Below are 24,506 nucleotides of genomic sequence, written 5' to 3'. Positions count from 1 at the left end.
TCGACCTCGGCGACTTCATCACGCGGGCCGTCGCCGCGCACATGTCCGGCGCGCCGCCGCCGAGCATCTTCCGGCCGTGATCTCGCTGTCGGCTGTGCTATCATCCCGCTAAACAGTTACCTTCGCCGCCTGGGCGAGCACCGGGTCGAGCGCCGAGTCGAGCAGGCAGTCCACGAGCGACGACGGCGTGTAATAGCTGCCCGTGGTCTTGCGTTCGTGCCCGGCGGCGGTTCCCAGATCGAACCGAGCCGCTTCCTTCTCGATGCGCGGGTGCAACTCCAGGAGCGACTCGTAGATACTGCCCAGCTCGGCCGCGCCAACGAGCCGCCAGTTGACGGTCTGGGTCACCCCGGCGTCGCGGGTGGAGCACAGGGCGCGCACTGCGGCGAGCAGGTCCTCATTCGCGATCTCGGAGCGCAGCGGCCAGGGGGCCGCCTCGTCGGTCCACAGGAAACTGCCTAGCGCGGGGAGGCCCAGGTCCGCGCAGCCTTCGCGGAGTTTCGACATGACGAGCTTGAGCCCCTGCCACAGGTCCGGGTGCGGGCCGCCGCGCCGCCGCTCGGCCAGCCTGCGGAGCCGGAACGTGGAGTACCAGTCGAGGTACCGCTTCTGCGCCACTTCTTTTAAGGCCCGATCAGGTGCATCTTGTTCGGGAAGGGGTTCCAATAGCGCCCCGCGCTCCTCGGCTGCGAACAGGAAGATGAGGCGGTACACGAGACGGAGAAGCTGCCGGTAATAGTCCTGGGCCGCGAGGTCGCCGCGTGCCAAGGCATCGCGCAGCTCCGCATTCGAGCGGTGGCGTAGGAGCCCAGAGCCGAGCCGCTCGATGGCGATCTTGACGCTCTCCCGAAGCTTGTCGAGGGCGCGCACGCCCTCGTCCTTGGAATGCTGGAACCACTTCTCCAGCCAGCACTCCTCCGGCTTGTCGGCCTCGACCCGGCTCTCGTGGCAGATCATCCACAGGAGCGCGAACTCGGCGTACTGGTCGCCCTCCATGATCGCCTGGAGGTCGAACTCCACGTAGGCCTGCCGTGTGAGGCTGCGGTTGTCTCGCAAGATGCGCAGCACGTAGCCGTTCGTGACGAACGCCCACAGGTGGTCGTCCGAACGATTGAGGAACTCCTGCACGAGCCCATGGGGTGTGGCCTTCGCCGCCCCGACTACGCCTTTCAGCCGATCTTCGAGCTTGATTCCGAAGCCCAGCATGTGGATCGGCGAGTTCTTCCAGAAGTGGGAGATCGCGAACGTGCGCCGCTCCAACTCCACGGCCTTAGCCAGGGTGAGCCGCCCGTAGCCCAGTTCTTGGAAGAGTGGCAGGAGCCACTTCTCCCGTGTTGTGGGGGTTCCGAGGTCGGACTCGGGAAGCTTGTCCCTGGCCTCGACGAACGCTTTCCACGCGACCACAAGGCGGCTCCAGGCGCGGCTCACCGCTTCACCGAACGTTTCTGTGCCGACCAAGTGGTAGTCCGCAGCCGTAAGGCCGGGCAGGTCCTTGTCGCCCGCCGCAATCCGTTCGAGAAGACCCGACGGGAGAAGTCCGCCCTCGGTTTGGACGCAGGAGAACACGCTGCGCCCCCGCCTCACGACGCGCCTCCCTTGGGCACGGGCAGGTAGACAAATGCGCCTAGCAGGTCGACCGGCAGGTGCGGCTCGACCTTGATGCCGCGCATGCTGATCCGCGCCGCGCCGCGCACCCGCTTGTGGGCGATGAGCAGCTCGCGCCCCCGCTCCTCGGCGACCTTGTGTAGGTGCGGCCGAAGTGTGGGCACCGCCTCCATGAGCCGCTCAAGCTGCTCGCGGGCCGGTTCCACCGGGACGTTGGCTCCGGGCTCGGCGTCGAGCAGCGGGAGTACCGCGCTCTCTGGGAGCCATGTCGCCTGCTCAGGGCTGCCTTCGAAACCGACCAAAACGAGATCTTCGGCAAGGATCGGATCTGCGCCGCCCTCGGCGATGAGGTGGAAGCGCAGGCGCAGGAGCAGCACGGTGGTCCGTTTCAAAACCGCGTCCGTACGGATGACGCCACAGCGTCGGGCAGGCCCGGCAATCGCCGCGTCGAGCGCGCTCTCCAGCACCAGCGCCGAGAGCCCCTCGATCACCGGATGGGTGCGGGTGACCAGCTTCGCGCCCTTGGGCACGGGCGGCCCGAAGCAGATCGTCAGCTCCTCGTCCTCGCCCACGGCGTCCCGCAGCACGGCCGGTGCGCCCTTGAGCCCCACGGTGTGGACGTTCTTCTTCTTCGAGATCGCAGCCCCGTAGCTTCCGAGCACCTCGGCCGCGAAGCTTTCCACGTCCTTGCCGCTCCCCAGCGCGCGCCGCGCTTCGGCCAGCTCCACAACCAGGTCCTCGCTCACGGCCTTCTGCATCTGGTGCTGCGCGAACAGGTTCCGGGTCTTCTTCTCGCGCTCCGCGACCGCATCCCACTGAATGTCCATCTGCTTGCGGGCCGGATCCTCGGCGAAGTCGAGGAGGAGCTGCTGCGGCTCCGCCTTCTTCCTGAGCAGCAGCCCTTGGAAGATCGCCTCCACGATGACACTGGTATCCATAGGCACGGGCACGGTGATGCCGAGCTGCGAACGGATACGCTTGTGCTTGCGCAGGAGCACGTCGAGCACGAAGCCGTCCACCGGGTTGTCCTGTCCGTAGAACGTGATCGTCCGCACGACCGGGTTCGGCTGACCGTAGCGATCCACGCGGCCCTCGCGCTGCTCGTGGCGCGTCGGGTTCCACGACAGGTCGTAGTGCATCACCGCGTCGAAGCTCTCCTGGAGGTTGATCCCTTCGGACAGGCAGTCGGTGCATACGAGCACGCGCTTTTCGTTCCCGGCTAGGTCGGCGACGCGCTCTTCGCGCTCCTCGGGTGTCAGCTTGCCGGTGACCGCTTGCACGGCGACGCCCTTCAGCTTTTGGCGGAGGTGGTTCGCCACGTACTCAGCCGTGGGGATGAACCGGCAGAACAGGATCGGCGCAAAGCCATCATCAATCAGCTCCTTCACGAGCTTGGTGGCATGTACGAGCTTGGCGTCCTGATCACCCGCGAGATCGACGACCTCCGTCATCAAGGCAAGGAGCCGCTTGCGGTCGGTCGACGCCTCATCCTCGTCAACCTGGGAACCAGGAACGACGTCGATCCCCTCAGTAGCCTCTTCGTCCATATCGAGCACGGCACGCCCGCCCACGGCATCTGCCTCTTCGAGCGTCTCGGTGTCGGCGGCGACGGCGCGGTTGATCAAAGTCGCAGCGGCGGCGGCCGGACTGGAGCCCAAGGCGCGGAGCATGGCGAGCGCCGACCACCACTTCACCCGCTGGCGGTGCGCGCTCGCGCCCGGCTCGGCCACACGCTCGCGGCAGTACGTGAGGAACTTGTCGAACAGCTTCCGGTACTCGGGTTTGAGCGTGTAGCTGTCCTCGGCCGCCTCCTGCGTCGGGAATGGCGTCTCGGTGCCCATGTACTCCTGGAGGTCGGCACGGCGGCGCTGTACGAAGTAGCGGGCTAGCTCCTCACGCACCTTGCGGTTCGAGTCTCCCGATAGATCCTCCGGGAGTTCGTGGAACTTCGGGCTGAGAAGCCCGAGCAGGGAGCGGAACGCCGCTTCGTTGCCACTGTGGGGCGTGGCTGTGACGAGCACCAGGTGGCGATCTTCGTCGCGGGAGAGCCCCTCCAGAAGGTCATGACGTTGCTGGCGGTACCGACCCGGTCCCACGGGAGCGGCGCAGCCGTGGGCTTCATCCACGATCACGAACTCCGGGCAGGCCCGGAGGAACTCGTGCCTGCGCTTCTCGGCTTTGATGTAGTCGGTGGAGACGACGACGTGCGCGTGGCGGTCGAACAGCGACTCACCCGGGCCGCAGTCGCGCTCCAGCCGGGCGGCCGTGCTCGGGAGCACGAGTGCCGCGTCGATGTGGAACTGATCGGTGAGCGCTCTCTGCCACTGCTCCGCGAGGTGCGGCGGGCAGAGCACCGCGATGCGCCGAATCTCTCCCCGGTCGAGCAGCTCGCGAGCGATGAGGCACGCCTCGACGGTCTTGCCGATGCCGACGTCGTCGGCGATGAGAAGGCGCACCGTGTCCTGGCGCAGGGCCATGAGGAGCGGCAGGAGCTGGTATGGTCGAGGCTCGACGGCAATGCGCGAGAGCGACCGGAACGGCCCGGCCCCGGAGCGGAACCCCAGCCTTACCGCATCGCGCAGGAGCGCGCACGAACGGTGGTTGCCCATCTCCGCGTTTGGATCGGGAAGTGGAAAATCCGCCGAAACAGGCGTCTCCAGCGGAAGGTAGATCCCGGCGATCTCGTCGTCGGTCCCGCCGAGCGGTCGCAGGACGAGCAGCTCTTCGTGCTGCGTCGACTCGGGGAGCACGACCCAATCCCGGCCGCGGACGTGAACCAGGGATCCGACGGAAAACGCCATGTCAGCGTGCCTTCCCGAACAGCGTCGCGTTGTCGCGGATCTTGGAGTCCCAGTTCTCGTCGTAGCGGAGCCGGAGGATGAGGTACCCCGCATTCTCCAGTGCAGCCTGTTGCTCCCTGTCCTTGGCCTGCTGGTGAGCTTCGTCGTGGTGCGGGCCGTCGATGAAGATGATCACGTTCTCGGCACTGTAGATGAAGTCGGCCCTCGCCTTGCACTCCTCGATGTGCACCTGCGCATCGGACGGGAGCTTCAAGCGGCGCTCGTCGAGGAGCCTCACGAACTTCTTCTCCAGCTCCGAGTCGCACAGCCGCAACAGGCGCTCGACGTGCTCGTCCCGAGTACGGGACGAGGGCGAGGTTTCGACGTGGCCGTCCATCCACGCGCCGAGGATCGGCGGCAGACCCTTGCGGTCGAGGAAGTCGTGATCGCGCTGGTTGTAGTAGGAGAGCAGGCAGTCGTAGCACGCCGCCTCGCAGTCCTCCCGGGCACCTAGTGCATGGCCCAGGTTGTGGCCGGTATCGGGATCGAAGTGCGAGTTCTTGAGGGCGCGACGCGCCACAGCCGGCAGGGCGCGAGGATCTTCGACGAAGCGCCGGAGAACACCCGCACCTCCCTCGGACGCTTCGAACAGAAGGATCGTTTTTCGATTTGCTGTATCGGGCAGCGGTTCGGCGGCTAGCTCGTTGTCCTCCAGATCGTGCTCCACCTGTATCGCGGACTTGAGCGCGGCCTGGAGTGACGCCATCGGGCCGAGTTTCAGACCGCCCGCGGGCTCGACGAGCAGGCAGTTGCGATGATCCTCCACGTACGGGATGACGCGGGTCGTGCGTCCGCTCATTGGGTCGTCCGGGTCCTCCTCTGTCGCCTGCGATTTGGACCAGTACCCGCGCTCCAGATCGAGCACGTAGCCGTGCTGCTCCTTCTCCTGGCGCTTCCTCCACCCGAGATTGAGACGCCAGATGGTGGCCGCATGCCCGTATGTCAGCGCGGCGAGCGGCTCTCCCGAGGCGCTACGCAGAACGGCCGTCTGCTCCGAGGGCATCCCGTCGCGGGGTTCGAAGCGCACGCCGGTCTTGATCTCGTAGCCGAGGCGGAAACGCTCCTCTTCGTCCGAGCTGATGCGGTCCCTGCGCCGGGTCGAGACGTTTTGCATGCAGAACAGGTTGTCCATCGCCGCCGGTAGCTTGGCCCGGCACCGCTCGCAGAGATCGGGACCCGGTGCGCCCGTCAGCGGGTGGAGGTAGCCGCACTCGCGGCACTGGATCGCGCTGCGAGTGATCCCGTCGCCGGAGTCCACGGGCAGGATGACCTTGTTGATCACGAACCGCGACCCCTCGTGGTAGACGAATGCGCGCGGCCCGAACTCGGAGATGGCGAGGAACCTCGGTCGCGATAGGAACTCCTCATCGCCGCGTCCGCGCCGCCGCCCCGGTAGGTAGGCCGAGAGCGGCAGCCTCGGGAAGCTGTATCCCGGCAGGAAGCCCTCGCTCGCGAAGTAGCGGTACGAGTAAAAGTCCGAAAGCGTCTTCGTGTTGCGCTCCAGGAGCAGGTCGATCTGACGCTCCGCTTCCTTGCGCAGGTTGCGCGCTTGCTCTCTGTCGTACTGCGTCCGCGACGCATCTGTCGCCACGCGGGACTGCCGGTCGTACTGATCCTTGGCGCTACGGTAGAGACCCTGCCACCTGGCGCAGGCCGACTTGAACGAGCGCGGGAGCTGATCGAGCACGCCGCTCACCCATTCGTCCACCTTGGCGTCGCCCACGAGGGCAGCCACTGCCTCGCGCAGGGACTCTCTGGCGTGCGTCTTGGCCCGCTCCCTGGCCCGGGCGTCGTTGAGCGCAGAGTCCACGTTGGGCAGCAGTTCCAGCGTCGGGTTCTCGCCTTCCACGTCCAGGATGTCGGCGAGGGAGCTTTTCAGATCGAGCCCGGACTCTGCGAGCCAAATGGCGTGAACGTGGGCCCGCAGGAGGTCCTCGTTCGCGAGATCGAGACGCGGCGTGGACACGGCCCCGGCCACCATCCTGTCCGGCCGCTTGAAGAAATACTGGTCGTGGGGACTTCCCGCAGAGCAGTAAGTGTAGACGAACGCCGGCTGCCCGCTGCGGCCCGCCCGGCCGCTGCGCTGGGCGTAGTTTGCTGGCGTGGGTGGCACGTTGCGCATGTTGACGACGTTGAGCTGCGCGATGTCCACACCCAGCTCCATGGTCGGGGAGCAGAAGAGGACCGGAAGAGTACCCTCCTTGAAGAGCCCCTCGCGCTCCTCGCGATCCTGAGCCTGCACCTGGGCCGTGTGCTCGTGCGCCTCGATGCCCTTCAGATCCGCCGTGTCTTCTCGATAGAAGCCGACGAAGAACGGGTTCGTGCGGTGGCCGCCCTCGGGCTGGTTGGGCACGCGGATCGGATCGTGGAACCCAAACTCTCCAGTGCCCGCGCGCCAGACGAGTCCCGAGGCGTTGAGCTGGTAGCCGGGGCCGTCCTCCTTGTCGCGCCCATCGACGCGATGGACGAGCCCGGCGATGCTCAGGTTGTCGAAGATCTGGCGGAGGATCATCTCCACGTCGGCATCCTTGATCGTCCCGCCGGTCCACCCCTGGAACGTGTCCGACCGCTTGAGGAACTGAGCGAAGCCGCCGCGCGGCGAGATGTAGACGTGCCCTCGGTTCGCGCCCTGCGACGTGGGGAACGCAATCCGGCTCGTCTGCATCGGGTCGTTCTCGTCGAGCGCCCACGGCGAGATCAGGTACTGGCTCGACTGGAGCTGGATGCTCTCCTGCTCGGCCGCGTCGAGCACGTCCACGCGGATCGCCAGCTCGCGACGCATGAAGTCGAGCAGCACCTTGCCGGCGTTCCGGCGCTCGGCCGGGGTCGCGGTCGCGAGCACGGCGTGCAGGTCCCGCCACTTGGGCGTGTCCGCGCACAGTGCGTCCAGCGACAGGTAGTCGATGTCGAGGAGCCCGCACTGCTCCAGGTTGGGCGATGTGATGCGCCAACCGCGACGGAGGTCCAGGTAGAGGTAGTAGCCGAGCATGCGTCGGAACGCGCGCTGCGTCTCTTCGAGCTGGAGGTACTCGACCTGGGGGTTCACCGCGAACTGTTCGAGCGGGAGATCCAGCGCCTCGAATACACGCCGGGCGAGCACGTCGTGCCGGAGCCCCTCGGAACCGGCGGCAACGACGGCCCGCAGCAGGGCAGAGCGCAGGAGCGCGATGTGTACGAAGTCGTTAAAGTGCCCGGCCTGGAGCGAGGCGTCCTGCCGGTTGTCCGTGAAGCTGAGGAGCTTGCGCGCCCGCGGCTCCAGGGTTTCATCCTTGCGAAGGCGTCGAATGTTGGAAAGCGTGAGGACCGTGGTCGCCGTGCTGCGCCCTTCGGATCCGAGCGTGGCGAGCTTGCCGAAGTCGGACTTCTGGTGCGCGCTGTAGGTGACCTTGCACTTCATGCAGAAGATGAACGGAGATCTCGTGTAATGCGCCCGCAGGTCGCCCTTGCCCTCAACCCCGGTCGGCGAGACGAAGACCGGTAGGGGCAGGCGGTCGCGGCGCGCCTTGCGCACACGCTTCTTCCCATCGACGATCTCGATCCAGCTGTCCGGGAGAAGTTCGAAGGACGCACCGACCTCGGGCCAGGGGTTCTCGGTGTCGATGTGTAGGAAGCCGGGCTCGCCCCCTTCATCGGTCTGATCGGACAGCTCCCTCGGCTTGTAGTGGAAGCCACCGTCCTCGGTCTTGTGTCGCCGGACCAGGTAATACTCCTGCCCGCACTCTCGGCAGAACACGACCGGGAAGAGCTGTCGGGCACGGTCGCTGCCCGGGACGTACTTCTGCGGCTGGAGCGTGACGTGGCGCTCGCCCTCGGGCTCCAAAGAGGCGTAAACCGACTCGCCCTTGGAGACGAATTGGTGCAGCCGGAAGGCGAAGATCGGCCGCTCGTGCTCGTCCCGGAAGTTGTAGCCGGCGAGGAGGTGTCGTCCGATCTCCCGCTCGCACTTGTCCGCCGGCAACCCGGTCAGGCTTGCGACCTTCTGCGCCGCGCCCTCGGGTCCTGTGATCGGCATGGGCTTCGAGCGCACGAGACGGCCGGTGCCGGGTTCGTCAGCGAGCCCGAGCGTGGACTCGATCCAAGATGAGAGCGGGGAAGCGAGGAATGACTCCCGGGTCTCCGGAGGGATGCTGCCAGACCGGTCCAGCTCCTCGCGCAGATCCCGGACGAACCCGGCGTCGCCGATGTCGCGCAGGGGCGTCATGCGGCGCAGGGTCTCGCCGATCACGCGCTCGGGCCTGACCTTTGAGCCGAACAGGCGGCTCGCGGTCTCTGCCACAGCCGCCCGTTGTTCCTCCCACGTTCCGCCGCCCGCGAGGGTCGCCGAGGTGCCGACGTGCAGAAGGCTCTTCGCCTCGCAGGCGTCGCGTACACGGCGCACGAGCATCGCTACATCTGAGCCCTGGCGGCCCCGGTAGGTGTGCAGCTCGTCGAGCACCAGGAAGCGCAGATCCTTGGCCGCACTCACCAGTCGTTGCTCGCGTGGCCGGGTGAGCACCAGCTCCAGCATGACGTAGTTGGTGAGCAGGATGTCGGGCGGGTTTGCGATGATGTCGTTGCGATCCTCGTCCGACTCCTGGCCGGTGTACCTGCGGAACGTGACCGGTGGCTTGCCGCCTGGGTACCCGTTGCACAGGAACTTTTTCAGCTCGCCGAGCTGTGAGTTCGCGAGCGCGTTCATGGGGTAGACGACGATGGCCTGGATACCCTTGCCGCTGCCGTTGCGCAGAACGTGATCCACGATGGGCACGATATACGCGAGGCTCTTGCCGGAGCCGGTGCCGGTCGTGAGGACGTAGTTCTCGCCGGAGCGCGCCGCGTGGATGGCTTCGACCTGGTGGCGGTGCAGGCTGAGGAGCCCGCGATCCGAGTCCTGGGACGGCTTGTCGCGGAAGACCTTCAGGCACTCGGGGTGGAGCGCTCCCTGGGCGACGAGATCCCCGAGTGGTGCTCCCGGCTCGAACGCAGGGTTGAGCTGGATGAGGGGTTCGGGCCACAGCACGCCGCGCCGTAGCTCATCATCGACGAGACGCTCGATGCGCTCGTCGCCGATCACGATGAAGCTGCGGATGTAGTCCGCGTACTCCTGGATGACGTGTTTTCGGAGATCGAAGACATCCACAGGCGGCCTCCCCTCATGGTCCACTGGCCGAAGCGTGACTCTCGATTTCGAAACTTACCGAGTATCGACATACTACGCCGAACGATGCGGGGTGGGTCAACTGGATCCCGCAGGCTCCGCTTCAACTGGTGCATCGTCCAGGCCCCCATGCGGCTTGTCGATTACGTCGTCGCCCACGAGCTGGTACACTTGGCGCACAAGAACCACGACGCCAAATTCTGGGCACTGCTCGGGCAGGTGATGCCCGACTACGAGGAGAGACGCGCAGCGCTGCGGGGCTTCGGGGCTGGGGTGGAGTGGTGAGCGACCGCAACAGGGTGAAGGATTGGGGGTGAAACATGGCGTTGGCTGCATTGATCCTCGGCATCATCGGCTTGGTGTTGTCCTGGGTTCCCGTGCTCGGGGCGCTGCTCTCGCTGATCGCGTTGCTCCTCGGGGTTCAGGCGAGGGCGAAGAAGGATCCGCGCAAGGGCTTCGTGCAAGCGGGGATCATCACCGGCGCTGTGGGCATCGGGGTCGGAGTCCTGCTCACGGTACTGCTCGCCGGCCCTGTCGTCTTGGGCCGTTTCGGTGAGGCGAGAGAGAAGGATGCCCGCATCGGCGCGTGTACCATCAATAGCGCGGTGCAGTTGTACATGGCGGAACACCCGCGCAAGTGCCCGTCGCTGGAGGATCTAAAGGACGGCTACCTCGACGCCGCCAGGGGCATGCGGGACCCGTGGGATCAAGACTACGTCATCGACTGTACAGGCCAGGGGCCGGACGTCTACTCCGTTGGCCCGGACGGCCAGGGTGGGGAGCCGATCCACTGCGAGAAGAACTCGTTCTGAAGGAGGCGACGATGTCGGATACAAGAAACACCACCTGGATGGTCCACGCCGTGGAGGTGATCGATGCCTGAACCGACCGTGTACCTGTGGCGCGAGAACGCCGAGCACCAGCGGTGGAAGCCCACGACCCTGGCCGCCGAAGGGAAGGATGAGAAGTTTCTCGAACGGCTCATCGCCGAGCGGCCCGAACTGCTCGGCCTCGAATCGCGCAGCACCGGCATCTACGGACCCTTCGTGCCGTTCTCGCAGCTCGCGTTCGTGACGCCGCAGGGGCGGAACATCCGCCCGGACCTCGTGTTCCTCACCGCGAGCGGTCACGCGGTGATCGTGGAGGTGAAGCGGTACAACAACCCGGAGCTTCGCGAGCGCCACGTCATCGCCCAGGTCGTGGACTACGCTGCCTCGTTCGCCGCGCTCAAGCCCGAGGAGCTGCTGCGGCTGTTCCAGTCTTCGCCGGACGCGGTGGCCTCGTGGCCCGCACTCGCCGAGCTGCTCTTCCCCGACGAGGAAGACCCGCAGGAGTTGGCCAAGACGCTGTTGCGCCGCTTCCGCAACGGAGAGATCCACCTCGTCATCGCCTGCGACCGGGAACCACCGGGCCTGCGCGAACTGGTCGAAGGCGTGGCGAGCCAGAGCGCGCTGTCGTTCGGTTTCAGCGTTGTCGAGCTGCGGCCCTACGTGAGCGACGACAATAATAACGGCATCCTGTTCTTTCAGAACACCGCCGTTGAAACTGAGATCGTCACCCGCACGGCCGTGACGTTCCACATCAGGCACGGCGACACGGAACCCAAAGTGGAGATCCTGGTGGACAGCCCGAAGAAGGTCGAGCAGGCGGTCGAGAAGGCACGCCGTGTCCGCGCCCGCAGAGAAGAAACCATCATGTATGGGGCGGTGTCTTTCCTCGACGAGAACCTGAATGACCTCATCGAGGAAGGACGACTGACCCTCTTCGACCGTCAAGATGGCTGTGTTGTGAAAAGCCAAATGACGTTGGACTCCGTGGGAACATGCCAACTGAATGTTTCGCTTGAAGATACCGAAGACGGCGTCGACGATGGGCAGGTTTCTATTCGTTGGTGGATGATCGGCAGACAGGACAGAAGATCGCGGGTTGCGGAGCTTCAAGGTCTCGTTGCGGGCGAGAAAGATCCGCTTGAGAAGCTTCTCGGTACCAAGCTCGAACCCTTCGTGGACAACAACAACGGCTCGGGGTGGACACTGTCATCGTCTATCTTTCCCCAGCCGTGGACGCCCGAGATCGTGGCGGAGAAGGTAGCCGGTATCTACCGGCATTTTGTAGATCTCCTTCAACCACAGGCAGTGCGCCGCGTGCGGAAAGAGGAATCTGATGTCTAACACCTGGATGGTCCGCGCCGGACGCGGCAGCTACGTGTTCGAGGAGTTCGAAAAGAAGGGCTGCGTCGCCCTCGGCTGGGCGGGTATGGGCGACATCTCTGGGATCACGACGCGAGAGGATCTCGGACGCCGTCACGACGAGGCGGCTCCGGAGCTAAGCAAGGCGCAGCGCGGGGTCCAGTTCGGGATGATCGCGCGGTTCGTCTTCGACCTCGCCGAGGGCGACAACGTCATCACCTACGACAGCGACACCCGCGTGTACCTCGTCGGCAAGATCGCCGGCCCGCACCGCTACCAGCCGGACCGCGTGCCCGACCACCCCAACGTCCGCGACGTGAAGTGGGTCGGCAAGGTCAGCCGCGACGACCTCACGGTGGAGACGAGGAACACGCTCGGAAGCACGTTGGCGCTATTCCTTCTGAACGACACCGTCGTGGCCGAGATCCAGAGCGTGCTCAAGGGCGTCGCGCCGCCGGTGGCGGAGCCTGACGCGCACAACGATCTCGACATCCTCAAGGCCGAGATGATCGGCAGCGCCCACGAGTTCATCAAGGACAAGGTCAAGGCGCTCGGCTGGGACGACATGCAGGATCTGGTCGCCGGGATACTGCGGGCGATGGGCTACAAGACGCTCGTCTCCAACCCCGGCTCGGATCTCGGCAAGGACATCGTCGCCTCGCCGGACGGTCTCGGTCTGGAGCAGCCGCGCATCCGCGTCGAGGTGAAGCACCGGAAGGGCGCGATGGGTGCGCCGGAGATCCGCAGTTTCATCGGCGCGCTGCGCCAGGGCGACAAGGGGCTCTACATCAGCACCGGCGGCTTCTCGAAGGAAGCCAACTACGAAGCCGAGCGCGCCACCGTCCCGGTCACCCTCGTCGATCTCGACGCCCTCGTCCTCCTCCTCACCGAGCACTACGAGCACCTCGACGCCGAGGCACGGGCGCTGGTGCCGCTGAAGCGAATCTACTGGCCGGTGGGATGAGCTAGCGTTCGAGGCAGTGCGGGAGATACGCAGTAGACCGTGTTAGAGGCTGACGACCATGGCGTTCCAGACCTGCGGGGATTCCCTCCTCGAATCCATCATCGCGTCGCCGAAGCCGCTTAGGAATGACGCCTTCCGCCGAGACGGAACTAGCGTCATCATGAGAGGGACGGCGGTCCGCAGCCACTGCCAGATCTCGTCAACCCCGGCGTTGGTGAGGAAGGTGTACGCCCAGCGCACTACATCGTCTTCCTCCTCCGTTTCCAGGATGTTGAGCAGCTCCCAGAGCAAACGGTACCCCACGGAAGCGTAACCGTCTTTGAAGTCGCAACGCGCTTCGCGCGCAGCGGCGTCCAGGTAAGAAGGGCAGTCAGTGGAAAGGACTCTCGTGCTAAAAGACATGGCATCCTCCTTGGTGTGCGCAGGGCACACCACTACACTCGCCCGTCCATGCCATGCCTTGATGTGTGAGCTTCGCTCACTCGCGAAGACCCGCTACTACAGCGGTTGCCCGGGCCAGGCACGTCTTCAACCCCTAAAATGTAGCTCTCGGTTTCCGCGGGTCAAGTAGAGCGGCGGAACTCGCTACGCCAACACCCCGCGATGAGACGTGATGGCCTACCTTCGTGATGAAAAACCGAGCCTCTGTTTTTCGGGCGATTTCCGAGATCTCATGACGCGCGTCTCAGCCAGCAACGGCGCGGGTTCGCGGGATGGGACCCAAAATATTCTTCGGGCCACGATCCCCCGAAGGGGACCCAAATATTGCTGGGTATGAAAGAGGAGAAAACCCCGAGATTCTGATCCGGAGCGAAAAAGGATCGTGGTCCCGGATCGAGGACCAGATCGGGCCCGGGATCGTGCGCTGCCGCCTCGATCAGATCGCGGAGGTGATCGTCCGATCTCCGCGATCAGGTTTTGATCTGATCGCAGATCGCCGACCTGATCGGGATCGTCGGCACCGCGATCAGCGCCCTCACCATGGCGATCAGCGTCCCGGGACGAACAACCACCGACCAGAGCCTGTTTTTGCAGGTTGCATAAACGCGATCATGTCTTACATTAAGAACATGAAAAGAACATATTCACCGGAGCGCGTCGTCGGCTATGTCCGGGCGTCGACCGAGGAGCAGCATCTCGGTCCCGATGCCCAACGTCGCGCACTCCAGAGCTGGTGTGAGCGCCATGGGGCGACTCTGATCGCGGTGTTCTCCGACCTCGGGGTCTCTGGCGCGGCCCCTCTGGAGAAGCGCCTGGGACTCCTGACAGCGCTCGACGCGCTAAAGCGGGAGCAGGCAGGCGTGCTCCTCGTGGCCAAGCGGGACAGGATCGCCCGTGACGTGATCATCTCCGCGATGGTCGAGAGGCTCGCGGAGAGGAACGGGGCGGCGATCACGTCCGCCGACGGCAACGGGAACGGAGCCACACCGGAAGCGCAGCTCATGCGGAACATGATCGCGGCGTTTGCGGACTACGAGAGGCAGTTGATCCGCGCGCGGACCCGCGCGGCGCTCGGGGTGAAGAAGGCACGGGGCGAGAGGGTCGGCCAGATCCCCTTCGGCTCGAAGCTCGCGGCGGACGGAGTTCGCTTGGAGATGTGCTTCGAGGAACAGGCAGTGATCGACGACATCACTTGGGAGCGAAGGCACGGGAAGACCCTGAAACAGATCACAGAGCTGCTCAACACCCGCGGCGTCCGGGCGCGTGGATCGCGGTGGCACATCACGTCGGTTCGCCATATCCTCCTCCGCGTCGCTGAAGAGGAGAGGCTCGCTGCCGGCGGCGACAGCACCGCCGCCTGAGGGAGTACGCCAGATGGTCCAGGATCAGTCGATCACCCTGAGGATCGCCAAGGCTGCGGAGATCAACAACCGCGCCGACAAGCTCGTGAAGCTCGTCTCGAAAGCACCGGAGTACCGTGCTGTGCGGATCTCCCGCTCGGCCGTGCTCAGGCTCGCGCTTCTCGAAGGGTTGGCCATCCTAGAGGATCGGTATCGCGGGGCCGGATCAGCCCCAGGCAAGCACTCCTAGAAGCTCACTCGTCGATCAGAAAATCCTGTGTACCAGGGGAATGAACGCGAGGAGCTGCCCTGCTCGATGCTGTCCATATAGATGAGGCTGCCTTGATCCAAGGTCCGAGCCTCGGGAAACCCAGCAACCACCGGGTTTCTAGATCCACGACCCCCGAGGGCGCATCTGGATCGGTACCGGAAAAGTGGTACCCTAATACCGGTACAGTTGAGTATGGATACCGCTACCCTTTAGGGGAGAAGAGATCGCAGTAGGGCTTGGGCCGCATACCCTGGACCACAATGATCTGGGTGCCTGCTCTTTCGATACGTAGAGAGCTGTGGCTCTTTCGACCGTTGCGCCGTCGCGTGGCGGGAACAGGTGCTGGCCCGCGGTGTCCACGCTCTCGATGGCCCCACCGGCGCACGGCATGTCGAGCATCATCTCCCTGGTCGCGTGCGCGACGAGCGCGTGCGGGCCGGCCCTGCCAGCGGAAACCCCGAGGGTCCCGGTCGTCGTCCCTGGAGTGGTAGACCACTGCTACCTCGACCCCACCGGCTGGGCCTGGACCGGCGTGTACGTCGCCGTCCGACGCCACCTGGCCGAAGCCTGCGCCTGCGCTGGAGCGCACGGCGGGACCGTCGAAGTCCGCCTCATCATCACCGGCGACGGCCGGCTCGACTCCGCGACCATGCTCTCCTCCACGGCGGCGGACGCTGCGGTCGACGAGTGCGTCAGACAGGCCGTCTCCGATGCGGCTGAAGAGTGGCTTGCCGGCCGCCCCGGACCGTACGCGACGGCCCGACCGACGAGGGGTGAGCACAATGCCGTCGAGGTCTCCGTGGAGTCGCTCGAATGCAGCGGACTCGAAGACGGGGACGGCACGCCGGCCATGGCCCCGCACGACTTCCCGCCGCCCGAGTGCTGGGACGACACCTGGATCGTGATGATGCTCCCCGTGCGACTGTGAGGCTGCCTGGCCCCTCCCATCGCTCCGGTGAGCACCTCGCCAAGATGGGCTTCCACCCGTTTGTTGCCGCCGAAGCCTCCCGCTCTCTCAGCTCCCGGCCGGGAATCCCACCCCCTCTTGCGGCTCTCGCCGACCGGTGGTCACGCACCCTGGTGACCCCGTACGCCCCATCCCGTTCTGTTCACTTCGTCGCCTTCTCGTTTTTCTATCTTTGCAGCTGCTGTTTGCGACTTGTCCAACGCTGAATCTGTGATGATATCCGTTTCTATGTAGGATAAAATGTGTTCCTGAAATCTTCTTCCAGGAGAAAAAAATGCCAACGGTAGGGAAGCGGCATGCTGTTGTGGTCGGAGTGAACAACTATGACACTGACTCTGGCTTAGGCAACCTACAGTACTGCGCTAACGACGCGGAGTCTCTGTATGATGCTCTGCTGTCGTACGCTCAGTTCGATGCGTCGAACGTTGTTCTCTTCTCTGACGGTTCGCATAAAGACGCGCATCGTCCTAGCTACAGTGATATCCTTTCGGCCGTAGAACAAGCATGTCGACTTGCGAGCGAAGATGATCTCGTACTGTTTTTCTTCGCCGGTCACGGGACAAGAGATGACTCCGATAGTTACTTTCTAACCTCTGAATACAGAGCTAATATTGTTGCCGACTCCTCGATCTCTATTCAGAAACTCAACTCGTATTTCAAACAATCCAAGGCAAAATTCAAGGTTCGCATCTTCGATGCTTGCCACTCTGGTCGGTTTGCACGACGCGGGTTGGTAACACCGGTGTCGCTTGAGCACCTCGCGGTGAATGCAGAGGGATGGGCGTCCCTTGCTGCCTGCAAGGAGAACCAGTACTCACATGAGCTTGCCGAAATTGGACATGGCGTCTTTTCGTACTTCCTGATTCGGGGTCTTTCTGGTCATGCATCATCTGATGGCAAATATGTCACTTTGGATGATCTAAAAATGTACGTATTGGATAAAACTATCGATCTTACAACAAAACGTGGGCTAGAACAGACGCCGGTCTTCAGAGGCGACCAGGCTGGTCGTCTGGAGTTTTGTCTTGTCGGCGGCCCGGGGGCGACAGCACCATCTCCAAGTGTAGCGAAGATCGTCACGAGCGAACCAGACAAACTCGCTCCTTCTCCGGCAGCAACACCGGGTTTTTTAAAGGAACTGGCAGAAATCGCCGAGAAAGATCCGCCTGTATCGAATTTTATTTATCAAAGTGACAAGACTCGGCTGGAAATTGCAACGAAACTGTGTGAGGTCTCGTTCGAGACGGCAACAAAATATGCGTGCAACGAACTACCTAGAGGACACAAGCTAGTTGCGAAAAAGGCAGTATTAAAAGAATGTATTTTAAACGACTCTCTGGCTCGCTACATCAAGAACTCACAGATCGCTAACCTCGTGGACTGCGAGTTCATCTATAAAGAGGTGACGCGGCATAAAGATGAATGGGAAACCACTGAAGAACCTAATTGGGGATTGGGCGGGCTAGGCATGTTTGGTTCGAAAACTAGGACCAAACGCAAGGTGAGCGTGCCGTACCAAGAACAGGAACTATCTGAAATCGTAGACAAGAAAGGCTGGCCCAATTCAGTTACAAGTATCGAATACAGACCCGCGTCGCGGGACTACCCATTTTGCAACTGCACAACTGCGATACTTCCTTGGGCGCACGGACTATACCTTGCGGCCTACTTCGCCACTAGCGTTGCAACAAAAAGCATGTCGGACAGCTGGGATACCGATAGCTTTTCAATGAGAATATTCAAGGCTATTCCCGTCGAACCTATACCTTGGATTCAATCAGAGTGGGAGACTCTCTTCGCTCAGTTCGTTTCATTTGTTGTCGAGTGTACGAAAGCCCGCCACATGTCGATTGGTAAAACACTCGTACTCCAAACTTCTAAAAAGTGAACCAAGGCTGGTATTTCACTGCTACGTCATCTGCGCGCTTCGGCCGATGCCGAATCCACCCACGAAACCAGCGGCCAGGCCCATCCCCATCCCCATCCAGTCCATTTGACTGTTGGTTACGTCCTCCCCGCCGCCTTCCACATGCGCTGGCCGTTCTTCTTGTAGCGCACGACCAGGCCCAGCGCGACGAAGAGGTCGAGCACCCGACTCGGCGGACCCGGCGCGGCGGTACTTGAACGAGCGGGCGACGGTCTCGGCGGTCCACCCCGTGCGCTTCGTGAGCACGAGGTCGCGCACAAAGGTTATCTGCTCCGGCATCGAATCGGGCCAGCGCGGTTCGCTCATGTCCGTCGCCCCGCCGCCACCGCGAACACGGGCATTCCCTGCGCGTGCAGCGCGCGGATCTCCTCGGCGATCAAAGAACCGGAGAACGAGGCGCTGGTTTCGCACACGACGAGTAGGATCGGACCATTTTTCCAGGCGTAGGCGTACCGGCGTACCTGGCCTGCCGCACGGTCCCGGTCGCCAGCCCTCTCCAGGTCGTACTTCATCTCGACCACCACGGACTCGCCGAGCAGGATGTCGAACCGGCAGTGCTTGTCCTCGTAGCGGTGCGTGTACTCCAGCGACACCTCCATCGACACGTTCCGCGCGAGGTGACGAGCCAGGGACCGCTGGTAGCCGGCCTCGCTGTCCTGTCGTCGCGGGTTCCACTCGCACAGCGCCTCGACGAGTTCCTCGATCCCTTGGTTTCCGGACGCTCTCGCCCGTGCGCGTGCACCCTCCGTGTCCCGCACGCAGTCGAGCACAGGTGCAAGCGCCCCGGTGTCTCGCACCGACACCCTCAGACGCGGGCCGAAGAACGAGAAGATGGATCGCAGGACACGGGCGAGGATCGAACCGAGCAGCACGAAAGCCGCGAACCCGGTGAGCCAGGAGTCGGTGATCCAGCCGAGGAGGTAGGCCGGAGGACCTACCAGGCCGAGAAGGTTGGCAACGGCCTCGGCGCGCTGACGGGCTGCGTTCTTCTTCCCCGGCGAGACGAGCGTCCTCACCGAATCCCAGATCGTCCGGAAGATCCCGAGCGCGCGACCACCGAGGTCCTTGAGCGACTCCCAAGCGCGCCCACGGTTCCAGTTCGTGTTGTCCTGATCCTCGCTCTCCCAACTGAAGAACCGGCCGACCGCGAAGGAAACGGTCAGCGCGAAGAACAGGATCACGGCGGTCAACTCGGCGGCCTTCTCCTCGACGAACAGGTTGCAGGAGGCGGCGACCGTCAGGCAGATCGTCAGGAGCATGGCCCGGTGACCGTGTGCGTGGGTGTCGATCCACAGCGCGACTCGGTAGAGGATTCGAAGCACGCGGTAGAGAAAACGAAGGAAGCTCCCTGTCACCTTGGCGGTTGCCACCACACCGCGCTTGGCTGCGTCGAAGGCTGCGCCACGGGCGGCGGCCGAGTCGTTGCTCGTGTCTGCCGGGCTGCTTTGGGGAGCGGCGAGCGCGTCCCCTGCGGTGTTCAGAGATGGCTGCGGCGCGGGGATGACCTGCTGCGGTGGACCAGGCACGACCCCGACCGAAGCCGCCGGTTTGTCGTGTGGAGGGTACGCGATCATCGTCGCGGCGGTCGGGTTCACGGGAGGAAGCAGTGCCGAGCCGGGAGTCGCTGCGGAGACCGGCGTTGGCGCTGGAGGTCGAGGTTCCCCGACGCCCGCAACGCTCGCGGCGGTCGTTACCGCCTCCGGCTGGGGTACGGCGTCGATGGTCGTTCGCTGCGAGATCAGCTCCGAGAGCGGCAGCGCGGTCCGGCAGCGCGGGCACTGGATGCGAGCGGCGAGGTCATCGGTCTCGACCGCGAGTTTCTGGCCGCACTTCGGGCACGGGAGCTTGTACTTCGAGGTCGGTGCTGGGATCGTCGCCTCCGCCCCCTGGGGCACGGCGTCCAGCGTGGTCCGCTCGGAGATCAGCTCGCCGAGCGCGTACGACGCGCGGCACCGCGGGCAGGCCACGCGCCCGCTCAGGTCGTGGGTCTCCACCGCGAGTCGCTGCTTGCAGGAGGGACAGAACAGCTTGTGCTTGTCCGGCGCGTCGCCCATCTCGCCCCGCTCCGAGTCGCTCCGCCGGCCTCGCCAGTGAAGTACAAGCGGTGCCGTTCAACGAGTTGTCTGAGCGGATCGATAGTACCCCTGCTCTTGTGCGGCGTCGAGCGCGACGCCCGACGACGGCTGCGCCGCGGGCGATCTGGGCGGTGGCGTGCTCATCATCCACTACGACGGCGCTGCATGGGCGGTCGTGTACGGGGGTTGAGCGCTGAACCTTCGAACCTGAACGTTCAAACCTTTGAAACGGGATGGATCAAGCCTTCTCAGAACCTCTTGACCCAACCCACCTGGCTGGTTAGGTCGATGGTTACTATTTTATAGGGGTTTTATATGCCGTGTTTTTCGGGCTCCTAACATTGTTTTCTAAGGATCTGTAAGGACTTAACCCCTCTTGATATAACCATACGGTATGGTTGTGGCGAACCTTCAAATAGTTTGAAAGTCAAGGGGAGGAACCAACCCATTGGAAGGCTCCTTGACATAACCACACGCTGTGGTTGGCGGCGAACCTTCACAGGGGGTTGATGTCAAGTGTTGGAACCCATCTTCTGTTGAATCCCCTGGAGGGAGGGTTCGGGACCATACGGGAGCGTCGCAGCCTACAACGTGCAGTAGGACAACCAGGGCGATGACCCCTGCGTAAACCCTCATGCCCTGAGGGTAGGTGACAGGCCCGTCGAGGAGTAGCCCCAGGGCACCCACAGGGCATGCCAGTGATCTCCAGGGGGAAAGATATTCCTTCGCCGTGGAAGGGCGGCAGGTGGACTGCCAGGCGGTCTCGGAGGTTGTCGATCCTTGCGCCAGCAAGGGGGCCACAGGTTCGACGTGTGCGAGAGCAGGGCAGCCAGGGAGGGGGGGTGATCCCTCTCGCGACGAGTCGGGCCGGCCTTGGGACCGACCTTCTCCATGCAGGGGTCCGAGATGGTCGTTCTTGCCGGGTACGTGGGCACCGTTGCGACCCGGGTTGACCCAGGGTTGGAGATGAGGTCCGCGCTCTCGTCCTTGTAGGCGACCACGAAGCCGCTCCTTGACCATGGATCATGGTTGGCATGGGTACGATTCCCTCAACCTTTCCCTTTCTCACATCTATCTCGCTCATCCCGAGCGATAGCGCCGAATTCGAGCGATAGCGCCGAATTCAAGGACGTATATGAAATACGTCCTGCGGGTTCCAGCTGTCGTCCTCTCCGCACTGTTCGTCCCTTCACTGAAGGGATGTGCGGAACGGTTGAGGCGTTATCTCCGAGCCGGGGACCGTCTCCCCTAGTTCATGTAGCCGTCACGCTTCCTTGCGCCGCGGCAAAGCGTGCCGATACCCCGCGGGTAGGCGGGGATGTCGAACCTGTCCGAGTCCATCATGCGCGGCCAATACTCATGATGACGCGAATGATAGGCGTCATTGAGCGCGTACTCCTCCGCCATTTTCGTCGGATCGTAGTGCTTGAAGCACGCCATTCCACGAGTGGTGCGCCATTTTTTTTCCCATAATTTCGGGTTGTTAACCAAGAACGGGGGGAGATTGCCGATGAAAAAATGATAGTGCAAACGGCCCCCAATTTCTGAGCTATAGATAATAAAACGGAATACGAGAAGGTTGGCACCTCGCCTACGCATTGGACCCGGAAAGGCCGCTTTGAGGAGGCGGCGGAGGAACTTTTTAAATTCCTTGTCCGCTGCTTCCGCGGAAAGTTTTTTCCTGAACGTTACGGTGCACCACCATTGCCATGGATGGCGCGCTCCGAGAGAGTGGAACAGGTCGATGATGCCGCGGAGTTCGGCAAGGCGGAGACTTTTATGTTCATGACGCCGCCGAGAATCGTCGCTTAGAAATGGCATGCCACCGTTTTTGGGTGTTCGAATCCAGGTCATAGGATGAGTTGAACCTTCTTCGGAATCATGGGGCAGAGGACAGTCTATGACTCGGTCAAGGGGCATCATGAGTTCCTCCTCGCGTTGGGCACTGGCCAGTATTGAAAGTGCCGTGCGGGTGCCTGTTGTAGGAATGCTGCCCGCATCTACTCGGTCCGACTCTCGGCCCGTGTCTCATGTGATCACCTCGCAAAAAACGACATAGCGCTAAAATACAGCGGGCGCAAGGAGAAACAGTAACAATAACCAACAAAATCCGATAGTTGCGCCAGGCTGGCATATATACAAGAGGTGGTCTTTTTTTAAGAAAGATTAGTTATTCTGCGGGTTCACATGATGGCATTGGAAAAAAAATCGAGCAGTGCCAAGATGAATTGCACCGGACATTTTTTTATTGTATTCTACGAGTTGGAAGTATGAACGTTCTGCAAGGCAGAAAGGAAGAAAGGAGCGAAGTCGGGCCACCTGGGGAAGGTCAGCCCGCGGTCTACAGGCGTCTGGTTTCGTATTTAGCCCGCAGCAAGAAGCGCTGCACCAACAACAGGAGTTCCGATGATCGAAATGTACCGACAGCCCCCCGACCTGCGGGAGCTACCCATTTCAGGGGCGATGACCACGAGACTCTCAGGGTTCCTCATCGCCGGCTCGTCATCCTGGACGAGGCCCACGTCGAACGTCGCGTTCGGTGTCGGCTTGGACGAAAGCACCCGAGCTACCAACGCGCAGGCCGAGGCCGGAGCCGATTCCCGCCACGGGCTTCGACGCGCAGTCTTTTTCCGGAGAGCACGGTCTGGTGACCGCGATGGCGACGGTGGTGGACAATGACGAACCTCGAACACCTTCAAGCCGTCCCCACAGATCAACCAGCCCTCCTCAGCGACCAAGGCACGTCCGAGAACATCGGAACACAGCAGCAGTCGCCCGATTCGTCGGCGACGCCCGCGACGTCAAACCCGTGGATGGGCTACAGAGCCGCGGCGGCCTACTGCGGGCTCTCGATTTCCTACCTCAGATGCCTCGTTTCGGCTGACGCGATCCCGGTCTACGGACCTCGGCGTTCTCGTCGTTTCCGGCGCGACATGCTGGATCTCTACCTCACGGACCGCGAGGTGGCGATGCGCCAGTTTCGCCGGGAGACGGAGGCTCGTCATGCCGAATAGAGCCTCAGTCGTTCTTGATGCAGAACTGCGCTTCCGGAAGAAGACCCCCGGCACGGAGAGCCATCGGGGTGAGGTGAAGTGCGGATCCGCCAGAGGCGATTCTGCGCCGTATCCTGCTGGAAGCGGGCCCTGGCTCGACGTTCCCGCCGTCGCAGGGTACCTCGCGATGCAAGAGCGCTCCGTCCGGGATTTCTGGAGACGCGGCATCCTGCCCGGTCGACGTTTCGGCAGGAGCATCCGATTCGGGCTGCAAGAGCTGGACGCCTTCCTGGTGCGGTGTCGCCAGCTGACCCTCGGGGAACTCGCGTCGGGTTCGCGCCCCGTTCCGTCGCGCCCTGTGGGGCCACTGATGAGCCCGGAGGAGGCCGCCACGTACATGGGGCTCTCCTCGCCCGACGCGCTCATCAAACGCACCGAGCGCCGCCAGGTGCCCGCCTACCGTATCGGCTCTCGCCTCCTGCGGTATCGGGCCATTGAGATCGACAAGGCACTCTCGGAGAGCCGGTTGACCACGGAGGATCACGACCTACCTTTTAGGGACAGCGCCTGCTTGCCACAGGGGAAGGAGGCTAATAATGACAGGCGCTAGAACGACGCAGCCGAAGAAGGAGAAGAGTATTTCGAGTTACTGCAAGAAGGGACGGATGTACTGGAGGGTGAACGTTCGACTCCCCATGCCGGACGGGACGCACAAGCCCAAACAGGTGAGCGACATCCCGAGTTTGGACCTCGCGAAAAAGGTGCGGGATAAGTTGATGGCGGACGCCTTCGAGGGCCGGTTCTTCGACCGGCCCAAGGTGCGGTCGCTCACTGTCGCGGGCGCGTGGAAGACGTACGCGCCAGTCTCCGAACTGGAGAAGGAATCGTGGCAGACCGACGAAGGGCGCGCCAAGCATCTCGTCCGCCACCTTGGCGATAAGAGGTGTGAGACGTTGACCCAGCGCGACGTGGATCAGTACCGCACGTCGCGACTTGAAGAGAAGACGGTGAGGGGAGGACCACCAGCAGTGGGCACGCTCAACCGCGAGGTCGCTCTGCTCAAGAGGCTGATGACCTACGCGATCAAGTGCGGCGACCTCGACCGTAACCCGCTACAGGGAGTCGGCCTGCTCAGAGAGAACAACACCCGCGATGTTGTCGCTTCGGAGCAGCAGTTTGCCGCCCTGGTTGCTGCTGCCGATGCCGTTTTCAAGCCGATCCTCCTCGTCGCGTACGACACCGGAATGCGGCTCGACGAGGTCCTCGGGCTCGAATGGCGGCAGGTCGATCTGAAAGAGGGTGTGATCCGGTTGCAGGCCGAAGACACCAAGACGGCGATGCCGCGTGACATCTTGCTGACCGCGCGGGCCAAGGCCGAGGTGGAGGCACTTCCGCGCTCACTGAGCGGGTTCGTGTTCGTGAACCCGAAGACCGGCGACCGGTGGGTGGACGTCCGCAAGCAGTTCCGGAAGGCGTGCAAGGACGCCGGGATCTCGGGACTTTGGTTTCACGACTTGCGGCGGAGCTTCATCACGAACACGCGGCGGCGTGGTGGGGCCGAGAGCGTCGTGATGAAGATGAGCGGGCACCGGACCCGTGAGGTGTTCACGCGGTACAACATCATCGACAACACCGACCTGCGCGCAGCGCTAGCGTTGATCGAGGCGGGAATCGCGGCGGAACTCAGCGAGAGCACCGAGGCTCCCGTGCAAGAGGCGAGGTAGATCGTGGAGAAGGGGACCCGGAACCCGAGGGCG

The 24,506-nt window shown here is 63.3% G+C and carries 18 protein-coding genes; 11 read left to right on the top strand and 7 right to left on the bottom strand.

Features of this window, described 5'->3' with window-relative positions:
- Positions 1–108: 108 nt before the first annotated feature.
- The 3 genes from M0R80_22385 to M0R80_22375 are packed head-to-tail and all read right to left on the bottom strand — an operon-like array spanning position 109 to position 9,564.
- The gene (locus M0R80_22385) at positions 109–1,584 is read right to left on the bottom strand and encodes a hypothetical protein (GenBank protein MCK9462383.1); all 1,476 of its coding nucleotides are present in this window, start codon (positions 1,582–1,584) and stop codon (positions 109–111) included.
- The gene (locus tag M0R80_22380) at positions 1,581–4,406 is read right to left on the bottom strand and encodes a DEAD/DEAH box helicase (GenBank protein MCK9462382.1); all 2,826 of its coding nucleotides are present in this window, start codon (positions 4,404–4,406) and stop codon (positions 1,581–1,583) included. Before M0R80_22380 ends, M0R80_22385 begins: the two co-directional genes overlap by 4 nt.
- 1 nt (position 4,407) lies before the next feature.
- Positions 4,408–9,564 (bottom strand): DEAD/DEAH box helicase, encoded by a 5,157-nt coding sequence (locus M0R80_22375; GenBank protein ID MCK9462381.1) that lies wholly within the window; start codon positions 9,562–9,564, stop codon positions 4,408–4,410.
- Between the two features lie 84 nt (positions 9,565–9,648).
- Between M0R80_22375 and M0R80_22370 the strand changes: the two genes are divergently transcribed.
- The 4 genes from M0R80_22370 to M0R80_22355 all read left to right on the top strand — a co-directional run bounded on the left by M0R80_22370 (position 9,649) and on the right by M0R80_22355 (position 12,735).
- Positions 9,649–9,867: a M48 family metallopeptidase gene (locus tag M0R80_22370; protein MCK9462380.1), complete on the top strand. Its 219-nt coding sequence runs from the start codon at positions 9,649–9,651 to the stop codon at positions 9,865–9,867.
- Positions 9,868–9,941: 74 nt separating this feature from the next.
- Positions 9,942–10,394: a type II secretion system protein GspG gene (locus M0R80_22365; GenBank protein ID MCK9462379.1), complete on the top strand. Its 453-nt coding sequence runs from the start codon at positions 9,942–9,944 to the stop codon at positions 10,392–10,394.
- Positions 10,395–10,457: 63 nt separating this feature from the next.
- A complete protein-coding gene (locus M0R80_22360) occupies positions 10,458–11,753 on the top strand; it encodes a hypothetical protein (GenBank protein MCK9462378.1) in 1,296 nt (431 codons plus the stop codon).
- Positions 11,746–12,735: a restriction endonuclease gene (locus M0R80_22355; GenBank protein ID MCK9462377.1), complete on the top strand. Its 990-nt coding sequence runs from the start codon at positions 11,746–11,748 to the stop codon at positions 12,733–12,735. Before M0R80_22360 ends, M0R80_22355 begins: the two co-directional genes overlap by 8 nt.
- Before the next feature lie 42 nt (positions 12,736–12,777).
- On the opposite strand, the gene M0R80_22350 is transcribed toward M0R80_22355, so the two are convergent.
- Complete coding sequence (locus M0R80_22350) at positions 12,778–13,137, bottom strand: hypothetical protein (GenBank protein ID MCK9462376.1); 360 nt, start codon at positions 13,135–13,137, stop codon at positions 12,778–12,780.
- Between the two features lie 668 nt (positions 13,138–13,805).
- Here M0R80_22350 and M0R80_22345 point away from each other — a divergent pair.
- The 4 genes from M0R80_22345 to M0R80_22330 all read left to right on the top strand — a co-directional run bounded on the left by M0R80_22345 (position 13,806) and on the right by M0R80_22330 (position 17,642).
- Positions 13,806–14,537 (top strand): recombinase family protein, encoded by a 732-nt coding sequence (locus tag M0R80_22345; GenBank protein MCK9462375.1) that lies wholly within the window; start codon positions 13,806–13,808, stop codon positions 14,535–14,537.
- A gap of 13 nt (positions 14,538–14,550) precedes the next feature.
- The gene (locus M0R80_22340) at positions 14,551–14,766 is read left to right on the top strand and encodes a hypothetical protein (GenBank protein ID MCK9462374.1); all 216 of its coding nucleotides are present in this window, start codon (positions 14,551–14,553) and stop codon (positions 14,764–14,766) included.
- Between the two features lie 373 nt (positions 14,767–15,139).
- Positions 15,140–15,715 (top strand): hypothetical protein, encoded by a 576-nt coding sequence (locus M0R80_22335; GenBank protein MCK9462373.1) that lies wholly within the window; start codon positions 15,140–15,142, stop codon positions 15,713–15,715.
- Positions 15,716–16,028: 313 nt separating this feature from the next.
- On the top strand, positions 16,029–17,642 hold the full coding sequence (locus M0R80_22330) for a caspase family protein (GenBank protein MCK9462372.1): 1,614 nt from the start codon (positions 16,029–16,031) through the stop codon (positions 17,640–17,642).
- Between the two features lie 21 nt (positions 17,643–17,663).
- Here the strand turns inward: M0R80_22330 and M0R80_22325 are convergent, their stop codons facing one another.
- The 3 genes from M0R80_22325 to M0R80_22315 all read right to left on the bottom strand — a co-directional run bounded on the left by M0R80_22325 (position 17,664) and on the right by M0R80_22315 (position 21,679).
- A complete protein-coding gene (locus M0R80_22325; GenBank protein ID MCK9462371.1) occupies positions 17,664–17,987 on the bottom strand; it encodes a hypothetical protein in 324 nt (107 codons plus the stop codon).
- Positions 17,984–19,735, bottom strand: coding sequence for a hypothetical protein (locus tag M0R80_22320; GenBank protein MCK9462370.1), 1,752 nt, complete (start codon positions 19,733–19,735; stop codon positions 17,984–17,986). The genes M0R80_22325 and M0R80_22320 overlap by 4 nt, the downstream gene beginning before the upstream one ends.
- Positions 19,736–21,004: 1,269 nt before the next feature.
- The gene (locus M0R80_22315; GenBank protein MCK9462369.1) at positions 21,005–21,679 is read right to left on the bottom strand and encodes a hypothetical protein; all 675 of its coding nucleotides are present in this window, start codon (positions 21,677–21,679) and stop codon (positions 21,005–21,007) included.
- Positions 21,680–22,431: 752 nt separating this feature from the next.
- Between M0R80_22315 and M0R80_22310 the strand changes: the two genes are divergently transcribed.
- From M0R80_22310 to M0R80_22300, 3 genes are read left to right on the top strand one after another with little or no spacing between them, the layout of a single operon-like run.
- Positions 22,432–22,770 carry a hypothetical protein gene (locus M0R80_22310; protein MCK9462368.1) on the top strand — a complete coding sequence of 113 codons (339 nt, stop codon included), beginning with the start codon at positions 22,432–22,434 and terminating at the stop codon, positions 22,768–22,770.
- The gene (locus M0R80_22305; protein ID MCK9462367.1) at positions 22,760–23,359 is read left to right on the top strand and encodes a helix-turn-helix domain-containing protein; all 600 of its coding nucleotides are present in this window, start codon (positions 22,760–22,762) and stop codon (positions 23,357–23,359) included. The genes M0R80_22310 and M0R80_22305 overlap by 11 nt, the downstream gene beginning before the upstream one ends.
- Entirely contained in the window at positions 23,346–24,473 is a 1,128-nt protein-coding gene (locus M0R80_22300) for a site-specific integrase (protein MCK9462366.1), read from the top strand. Before M0R80_22305 ends, M0R80_22300 begins: the two co-directional genes overlap by 14 nt.
- Positions 24,474–24,506 lie beyond the last annotated feature (33 nt).

The organism is Pseudomonadota bacterium, from assembly GCA_023229365.1.
Classification (GTDB): domain Bacteria; phylum Myxococcota_A; class Polyangia; order JAAYKL01; family JAAYKL01; genus JALNZK01.
Note: the sequence above shows the minus strand (reverse complement) of the source record. Positions and strands in the feature narration are given on the sequence as shown.